Raw genomic sequence first — 8,362 nt, forward strand, 5'->3', positions numbered from 1 at the left:
TCAAGGCGATGATTCGGTCGATCGATGCCGTCGCGGTTCGCGCCAAGGTCGAAACATTGCTTGCCAAGCCCCCCGCCAACATGCGCAAGTCGCTCAGCGATTGGGCGAAGCGGCATGGAGTGGCGCTCGACTGACCGGCGTGCCCAAGGCCGGTTGACAGGGGCACGGGTCGCCCCGACAAAAGGTTCAAATTCAAGCCTGTTACAGGCGGGGGGAAGCGAATGGACGAGATCGAACCCGACGGCATGGTGACGGTTGGCCAGCGGCTTAAGCAAGCGCGCGAGGCGAAGGGCCTGTCGATCGAGGATGTCGCCTCCACGACCCGCATCCCGATGCGCCACCTCGCCAGCATCGAGATCGGCGACTGGGACGCGCTGCCGGCCTCAACCTATTCAATCGGCTTTGCCAAAAATTACGCCGTCGCGGTGGGACTTGACCGGGCTGAGATCGGCGATGCGCTGCGCGCCGAAATGGGCGGGTCGCGCCCGACCATGACCAGCCCCGAAGTCTACGAAACAATCGATCCGTCCCGCGCTATGCCCAAGGCACTTGTACTCGGCGCGCTCGGCCTGGTGCTGCTGGCGGTGATCCTCTTCACCTGGCTGGGCAATCGCTCAGTCGAAGAAGGCGTTCCGTCACCAGAGGCCGCCAATGCAATCGCCGTGCCCGATCAGCCCGTCCCCGCGGCTCCAACGACATCCGGGCCGGTGGTGCTAACCGCTAACGAATCGGTGTGGATCGAGGTCAAGGACGGCACCAATGTGCTGAAGCAGGGCGAGCTTGCCGCCGGCCAAAGCTACGAGGTGCCGGCGACCGCTGCCGCGCCGGTGCTGACCACCGGAAAGCCGGAAGCGTTGCGCATTTCGGTCGGCACCGCCGACGCGCCCGCGGTCGGCCCCACCGGGCAGCGCGTCACGGGAGTCAGCCTGCGCGCATCCGACCTGCTCCGCGGCCCTCGTCAGAGCACGGCAACGTCGCCGCCGGCATCCGTGCCGATGGCGGCGACGGCCGCTCCGGCCAAGCCCCGGGCTGCGGTCAGACGCAGGGACACGCCTCCGGCTCCCGCGCCGGCCACAACCGACAACAGCATCGCGCCGGCCACCCCCGGGCAATAGTTCATCGGCGCGACAGCGGAGGTCCGCCAAACTCGCGCCATCCATCGCCGAAACCGTTCGAGGCTCAACATGCGTTTGCCGATCTCTCTTTCCTTCCTTGCCGCCGCTGCCTTTGCCTTGACGCCCGCCGCTGCGCAGAGGCGCCCGCCGACGCCCGAGCAGCGCATCGACCGGCTCGAAAAGCAGGTTCGCCAGGTTCAGAAGCAGGTCTTTCCCAAGGGGCAGCCGGCCGACACAGCCGGGTTTTCCGATGATCCGGCCGCGACCCAGGACGCGGTTAGCACGCTTGGCGGACGGCTCGACGCGGTCGAGAGGCAGATGTCGGACCTCGTCCGCCAGTCGGAGGAGAACGGCAACCGCCTCGGCGTGATGGAGGCCGACCTCGCCCGGCTGCGAGCCGACCAGGACCGACGCCTGCGCGCGATCGAGCAAGGGGCCGCGCCGGACGCCACCGGCAAAGCCGAACCGAGCGGTCAAACGACCGACGAACCGGTTCAGGCGGCCGAGCAACCCACCGATTCGCCGCCACCGGCATCCCGACCCAAAATAGAAACGCCTCGCGCCAAACCGCCGGTCGACGAGTCCGATCCGAACGCCGCCGCCGAAGCCGCCTACGACGCCGGCTTTCAGCTGTGGACCGCGAAGAAATATGATGCCGCGATCGCTTCGTTAAAGGCAATGGCCGCCAAATATCCCGATCATCGCCGGGTCAGCTGGGCCAATAACCTGATCGGCCGTTCGATGCTCGACAAGGGCCAGCCGCGCGCCGCAGCCGAAGCGCTGCTCGCCAATTACCGCCGCGATCCCAAGGGCGAGCGCGCCCAGGACAGCCTCTTTTATCTCGGCAAATCGCTGGTCAAGCTCGGCCAGCCGAGCCAGGCGTGCAAGGCCTATGGGGAGCTCGAGGAGGTCTATGGCGCCACGCTTCGCGCTCCGCTGAAAGTCGATCTCCCCGCCGCCAAGGCCGAGGCCAAGTGCAAGTAAAGCGATGATCCCGGCGGCCGAAGCCCTCGCGCGCTTCGCCGCTGACCTCGACGCGCTGGTGCCGCTGGGCGAGCGGGTCGGCATCGCTGTCTCGGGGGGCCCGGACAGTCTGGCGCTGCTGCTCCTCGCCGCAGCCGCGCGGCCCGGCCTGGTCGAGGCGGCGACAGTCGACCACCGCCTGCGCGCCAACAGTGCGCATGAAGCGGCCCTGGTCGCCGGCGTGTGTGTCGGGCTCGGCGTTCCGCACCACATCTTGGTGGCGGATTGGCACGGCCTGCCGACTGCCAACCTCCAGGCCGAGGCGCGGGCGATGCGCTACCGCCTGCTCGGCGAGTGGGCGAGCGGGCGCTCCCTCGCAGCGATCGCCACTGCCCATCACGCCGACGACCAGGCGGAGACATTGATGATGCGCCTCGCCCGCGGCGCTGGAATTTCGGGCTTGAGCGGAGCCCGCCAGGCTCGGCCCGTGTTCGACAATGTGGAGCTGGTTCGGCCGCTGCTTGGCTGGCGTCACTCGGAACTTGTCGGGCTTGTCGACAGCGCGGAAATCGAGCCGGTAGACGACCCCTCGAACCACGACCCGCGCCATGATCGCACTCGCATTCGCCAATGGTTGGCGGAGACCGACTGGATCGATCCCGCCCGGCTGGCGGTCAGCGCGGCGGCATTGCGCGAAGCCGAGGAAGCACTCGACTGGGCGTTTGCCTCCTTGATCGAGGGGCGGCTGGTTCGTGATGGCGCTGCGATAGTCATCGACCCCTCAAATCTCCCCCGCGAGATGACGCGCCGCCTGCTGCTGGCGGCGTTCGACAAGCTGGATGCCGCGCCCCCGCGCGGTCCCGATCTCGCCCGGGCTATGGCTGCGCTCACCGCGGGCAAGACCATCACCTTGTCGGGCCTCCGGCTAGAAGGAGGCCCGCGCTGGCGTCTATCTTCCGCTCCACCTCATCGCAGCTGAAACGAGCGTTCCATTGTCATTAAGGCTAATGCGCCTATTTTAGGGGCCGATAGGAGACACAAGCCCGTGGACGACAAGACCCCCGAGAAGAAGCCCGGCAACCCCTGGACCAAGTCGCTGATCATCTGGGTGGCGGTGATCTTCGGCCTGGTGCTGTTCGTCCGCGCATTCGACAGTGGCACGGCCGTCCAGGGACCGCCGCTCGCCTATTCCGAATTCGTCAAGCAGGTCGACGAGGGCAATGTCCAGTCGGTGACCATCGCCACCTCATCGGCCGGCAATGTCGCGATCAGCGGCAAGATGGCCGATGGCAAAGGCTTCCGCACCATCGCTCCGCCCGACGCCAATGTCTCCGACCGATTGATTGCCAAGGGCGTCGGCGTCGCGGTCAAGGCCGAAGAGCAGTCGAGCTTCTGGCTGATCTTGCTCTACCAGTCGCTGCCCTTCTTGCTGATCCTCGGCGTCAGCTTCTTCGTCATGCGCCAGATGCAGAAGAACGCCGGCGGGGGCGCGATGGGCTTCGGCAAGAGCCGCGCCCGAATGCTGACCCAGAAGGAAGGCCGAGTCACCTTTGCCGACGTCGCCGGGATCGACGAAGCGCGCGAGGAGCTCGAGGAAATCGTCGAATATTTAAAGGACCCGGGCAAGTTCGCGCGGTTAGGCGGTAAGATTCCCAAGGGCGCGCTGCTCGTCGGCTCGCCGGGCACAGGCAAGACGCTGCTTGCCCGTGCCATTGCGGGGGAGGCGGGGGTGCCGTTCTTCACCATCTCGGGCTCGGACTTCGTCGAAATGTTCGTCGGCGTCGGCGCGTCCCGTGTCCGCGACATGTTCGAACAGGCCAAGAAATCAGCTCCGTGTATCGTTTTCATCGACGAGATCGACGCGGTCGGCCGCCATCGTGGCGCCGGCCTCGGCAACGGCAACGACGAGCGCGAGCAAACCTTGAACCAGCTGCTGGTCGAGATGGACGGGTTCGAGGCCAATGAAGGCATTATCATCATCGCCGCGACCAACCGGCCCGACGTGCTCGATCCGGCCTTGCTCCGCCCTGGCCGCTTCGACCGCCAGGTGATCGTCCCGCGCCCCGATATCGACGGCCGCGAGCAAATCCTCGCCGTCCACATGAGAAAGGTGCCGCTGGCTCCTGACGTCGACCCGCGGGTCATTGCCCGCGGCACACCCGGATTCTCCGGCGCCGACCTCGCCAACCTGGTCAACGAAGCCGCCCTGCTCGCCGCGCGGCGCGGCAAGCGGCTAGTGGCGATGGGCGAGTTCGAGGAAGCCAAGGACAAGGTCATGATGGGCACCGAACGCCGATCGATGGTCATGACCGAAGACGAGAAGAAGATGACCGCCTATCACGAGGCCGGGCATGCCATCGTCTCGATCCATGAAGAAGCTTCGGATCCGATCCACAAGGCGACGATCATCCCGCGCGGCCGCGCGCTGGGGATGGTGATGCGTTTGCCCGAGCGCGACAATTACAGCTACCACCGCGACAAGATGTACGCCAACCTGGCCGTGTCGATGGGCGGTCGCGTCGCCGAAGAAGTGATCTTCGGCTACGACAAGGTCAGCTCAGGCGCGTCGAGCGACATTAGTTACGCCACCAACCTGGCGCGCGATATGGTCACCCGCTGGGGCATGTCGGACGAGATGGGTCCGCTGCAATATGCCGACGCCGACGAGGAGGTGTTCCTCGGCTATTCGATGAACCGGCAGAAGCAGATGTCGAACGAAACCGCGCGGGCGATCGACAAGGAAATCCGTCGCATCGTCGAACAGGGCTATGACCGCGCCAAGCATCTGCTTGAAGAACATCGGGGCGAGCTCGAGACGCTGGCCAAGGCCCTGCTCGAATATGAGACGCTGTCGGGCGACGAGATCAAGACGATCCTCGACGGCGGCTCGATCGACCGCGGCCGCTCGGCCAAGCCGGCGCTTCCGACTGCCGGCTCGTCGATCCCCAAGAGCCGCAAGCCCAAGCCTGGACTCGGCGGCGCGGCACCGGCGGGCGTCTGACGCGTTAAAGGCGGGTTCAGCGAGGCTCGACTTAAGCGGTCAAGCCCGAGGAGGCCGTTTCGCATGTCGAAGTTCCGAGTTGCGTCGTTATTATTGCTCGTCGTGCCTGCCGCCGCGCCCGCCCAATCGATGAACGCCGAGGCCTTTTACAAGCGGGCGATGGCGCTCAAGGCCAAGGGGCCGATGGCATTGATGTCGCGCGATTTACAGCCGGTGGTCCGGGAGGCCAGAGCCGCGGGACTCAGAGCCCGCGCCTTGCGGCTCGCGGCACTCGCCGAGGGGCATCGGCCGCGCTATTGCCCACCCAAGGGGAGCAAGCGCATCGGCAATGAAGAGTTTCTAAACGGGATGACCGCGATTCCTTCCGTCGAGCGGGCTGCGATCGACATGACCGAGGCAATGACCCGCATTATGATTCGCAAATTCCCCTGCTCGGTTTAAGGCACCCACCGCTGCGCAGAATCTTGCTGAGCGGATTGTTGATCGCCATGCCGATGGGCGCCGCGGAGGCCGTGCCGGTGTCGGTCTTCCTGCCCCGAGCCGAGGCGCTTGTCCGGCGCGGCCCGCTCGCGCTCTTCTCGCGAGATTTCTACCGGTTGAAGGCGATCATCGAGGCTGACGGAGATCGATTGAAGGCCGACTATGCGGAGGCGAAGGCAGCCGGAAAGCCAAGCTTTTTCTGTCCGCCCGCGCGCGGAAAACCCCGCGTCGGCAAAAGCGAATATCTCGCCGCCCTGCGCGCCGTGCCCGCCGGCCGCCGAGCCTCGACAGACACCAAGGATGTGCTGCAGCGCTTGCTCGAACGCAAATATCCTTGCCCCACCACGTCTCTATAATCGTCACGCCATTCATAACCTTTCGGTCCGGTGCTTTGAAGTGACCGAATCATTTGTATACAGCTGGCATGCGGCGCATTGGTCTCCTCGGCGGCAGCTTTAACCCCGCGCACCGCGGCCACCGCCGGATGAGCCTGGCGGCCATGGCAGCGCTTGGCCTCGACGAAGTTTGGTGGCTCGTGTCGCCCGGCAATCCGCTGAAACCCGCCGAAGGTATGGCCCCGTTCCTCGCCCGCCTGGCCTCGGCCCGGGCGATGGCCCGGTTTAGCCGCATCAAGGTCAGTGACTTCGAGGCGCAGTCGGGAACCCGCTACACGGTCGACACAATTGCCGCGCTCCAGCAGCGCTGGCCTCACGAGCGCTTCATCTGGCTGATGGGCGAAGATACTGTGGCGCAATTCCATCAATGGAAGGACTGGCGCCGACTGGCACGCATGGTGCCGATTGCCCTCCTGTCGCGACCCGGCTATGATGACGATGCCCGCGCGGCGCGCGCGATGGGCTGGTTGAGGCATTTCGTCCGTTCCTCGGCCATGGCATGGCACTGGACGGAGTGGAGTGCACCGGCGATCATTTTCCTTCGCCTGCCCCCTGACCGAACTTCCGCCACCCGCCTGCGCGCGCTTGATCCGGACTGGCACCGCCGCTTCACTTCCCGCAAGCGTCGCATGCCGTCGACCCATAAGGAGTAACCTTGGCCGATCCCGCCCGTGCGCCTGCCGCCGTTCCGACCCAGCCGGTCGACGTCGAGGCGCTGCACAGCCTTGTCATGCAATCACTGGACGACGATCAGGCGGTCGAGGTGGTCACCATTCCCCTCGCCGGCAAATCGTCGATCGCCGATCATATGGTGATCGCATCGGGCAAATCGTCGCGCCAGGTCGCGTCGATGGCGACCAAGCTCGCCGCCAAGATCAAGCAGCAGTTCGGCCGGATCGCCCGGATCGAAGGACTGCCGGTGGCCGACTGGGTGCTGATCGATGCCGACGACGTCATCGTCCATCTTTTCCGGCCCGAAGTCCGCACTTTCTATAATCTCGAGCGGATGTGGGCGTTCGGCGACGAGGCGCCGGCAAAGGCGGCCGGCCCCAGCGCCTGACGGTGCTGTTGCACATCATCGCCCGCGGCAAGATCGGCCGCTCGCCCGAGGCGGAGCTGACCGACCGCTATCTGAAGCGCATCACCTGGCCGACCAAGATAACCGAACTCCCCGACCGCGGCGGCGCATTGCCCGAGGCATCGTCGAACGGTATCACGGTGGTTCTCGACGAGCGCGGCACGGCCTTGGCGTCGATCGACTTCGCCAAGAAGCTCGAGGGCTGGCGCGATGGCGGGCGGCGCGAGACGCGATTCCTGATTGGAGCAGCGGACGGTCACGCTGAGCCGCTGCGCGAATCCGCCGACCTGTTGCTTTCGTTCGGCCCGGCGACCTGGCCGCACCTGCTCGCGCGGGCGATGCTCGCCGAGCAATTGTTTCGCGCCACCTCGATCCTCGCCAATCACCCATACCATCGCGAGGGATGATGCGCCGCGCCTTTGCCCTGCTGATATTCGCCGTGCCGCTGCTGGTCGCGGCGAGCACTCCGGTGCGGCCGGTCGAGATCACTGCCGACGAGGTGCTCGCCCAAGCCCGCGCTGAGGCCGAGGCGGCGACGAAGCGCTTGTCGTCGCTCGAGGCCGCCGCAGCCAAAGCCGGCAACGAGGTTGAGCAACTGAAAGCCGAGCAGGCCGCCGCTGCCGCCGCGATCGAGGAGTCTGAAGCCCAGATCAGTGCCGCCGACGCCGCACTCCGCTTGGCCAAGGCGCGAGTCATCCTCGGCGAAGAACGACTTGCCAAGCGCCGCGCGCCGCTCGCCGCCCTGCTCGCCGGCCTCGCCACCATGGGCCGTCAGCCGCCGCTATTGGCGCTGGCCGACGGCGGGTCGATCGACGAGATGGTACGAGTCCGCGCGCTGCTCGACGCGACCATGCCGGTGATCGAACGGCGCAGCGCCGCGCTCGCCGCCGAGGTTGCCGCGCGCCGCCGACTCGCAGGTACCGCGACCCAGGCCCGGGACGACCTTGCCAAGGGCCGCGCCCAGCTGGCCGATCGCCAACGCCGGTTCGCCGAGCTGGAAACCAAAGCGGCCCGGCGCGCCGCATCGCTGCAAGGCGAAGCGTTCGGCGCCGGCGACCGCGTTCTCGCCAGCGGTGAAGCGCTGGGCGAAGCGGGCAGTGGCGCCGCCGAGCGTCGTGCCGCTCGGGCGACCGCGGCGGTGCTCGTTCCGCTCGGCCTAGCCCCACCCCGACCGATGCGCGGCGACTCGCCTCTGCCCGCGCCTGACTTCGCCTATTCGCTGCCGCTCGACGCGCCGCTCGCCGACGGACTCGGCTCGGTCAACCGCAGCGGCATCGCCTCGCGCGGCCTCCGCTTCAACTCGCTGCGCGGGACGCTGATCACCGCCCCC

The 8,362-nt window shown here is 66.7% G+C and carries 10 protein-coding genes; all 10 read left to right on the forward strand.

Going from position 1 to position 8,362, the window contains the following annotated elements:
• The first annotated feature begins 221 nt into the window (after positions 1-221).
• Positions 222-1,115, forward strand: a complete 894-nt coding sequence (locus H0W65_RS11425) for a helix-turn-helix domain-containing protein (protein WP_294007706.1) — start codon at positions 222-224, stop codon at positions 1,113-1,115.
• 69 nt (positions 1,116-1,184) lie between these two features.
• Positions 1,185-2,099, forward strand: a complete 915-nt coding sequence (locus tag H0W65_RS11430; protein WP_294007707.1) for a tetratricopeptide repeat protein — start codon at positions 1,185-1,187, stop codon at positions 2,097-2,099.
• A gap of 4 nt (positions 2,100-2,103) precedes the next feature.
• The gene (gene tilS, locus H0W65_RS11435) at positions 2,104-3,057 is read left to right on the forward strand and encodes a tRNA lysidine(34) synthetase TilS (protein ID WP_294007708.1); all 954 of its coding nucleotides are present in this window, start codon (positions 2,104-2,106) and stop codon (positions 3,055-3,057) included.
• A gap of 66 nt (positions 3,058-3,123) precedes the next feature.
• Positions 3,124-5,079, forward strand: a complete 1,956-nt coding sequence (gene ftsH / locus H0W65_RS11440; protein WP_294007709.1) for an ATP-dependent zinc metalloprotease FtsH — start codon at positions 3,124-3,126, stop codon at positions 5,077-5,079.
• A gap of 63 nt (positions 5,080-5,142) precedes the next feature.
• Positions 5,143-5,520, forward strand: coding sequence for a hypothetical protein (locus H0W65_RS11445; RefSeq protein WP_294007710.1), 378 nt, complete (start codon positions 5,143-5,145; stop codon positions 5,518-5,520).
• A 47-nt stretch (positions 5,521-5,567) separates the two neighbouring features.
• Positions 5,568-5,915 carry a hypothetical protein gene (locus H0W65_RS11450; protein WP_294007711.1) on the forward strand — a complete coding sequence of 116 codons (348 nt, stop codon included), beginning with the start codon at positions 5,568-5,570 and terminating at the stop codon, positions 5,913-5,915.
• A gap of 68 nt (positions 5,916-5,983) precedes the next feature.
• Positions 5,984-6,607 carry a nicotinate-nucleotide adenylyltransferase gene (locus H0W65_RS11455; RefSeq protein WP_294007712.1) on the forward strand — a complete coding sequence of 208 codons (624 nt, stop codon included), beginning with the start codon at positions 5,984-5,986 and terminating at the stop codon, positions 6,605-6,607.
• A gap of 77 nt (positions 6,608-6,684) precedes the next feature.
• Positions 6,685-7,014 carry a ribosome silencing factor gene (gene rsfS / locus H0W65_RS11460; RefSeq protein ID WP_294007715.1) on the forward strand — a complete coding sequence of 110 codons (330 nt, stop codon included), beginning with the start codon at positions 6,685-6,687 and terminating at the stop codon, positions 7,012-7,014.
• A 2-nt stretch (positions 7,015-7,016) separates the two neighbouring features.
• Positions 7,017-7,439: a 23S rRNA (pseudouridine(1915)-N(3))-methyltransferase RlmH gene (locus H0W65_RS11465; RefSeq protein WP_294007713.1), complete on the forward strand. Its 423-nt coding sequence runs from the start codon at positions 7,017-7,019 to the stop codon at positions 7,437-7,439.
• On the forward strand, positions 7,436-8,362 hold a 927-nt coding region (locus H0W65_RS11470), incomplete at its 3' end, for a hypothetical protein (RefSeq protein WP_294007714.1). The genes H0W65_RS11465 and H0W65_RS11470, both read left to right, overlap by 4 nt.

Source organism: Sphingomonas sp. (assembly GCF_013816785.1).
In the GTDB taxonomy this organism is placed as follows: domain Bacteria; phylum Pseudomonadota; class Alphaproteobacteria; order Sphingomonadales; family Sphingomonadaceae; genus Sphingomicrobium.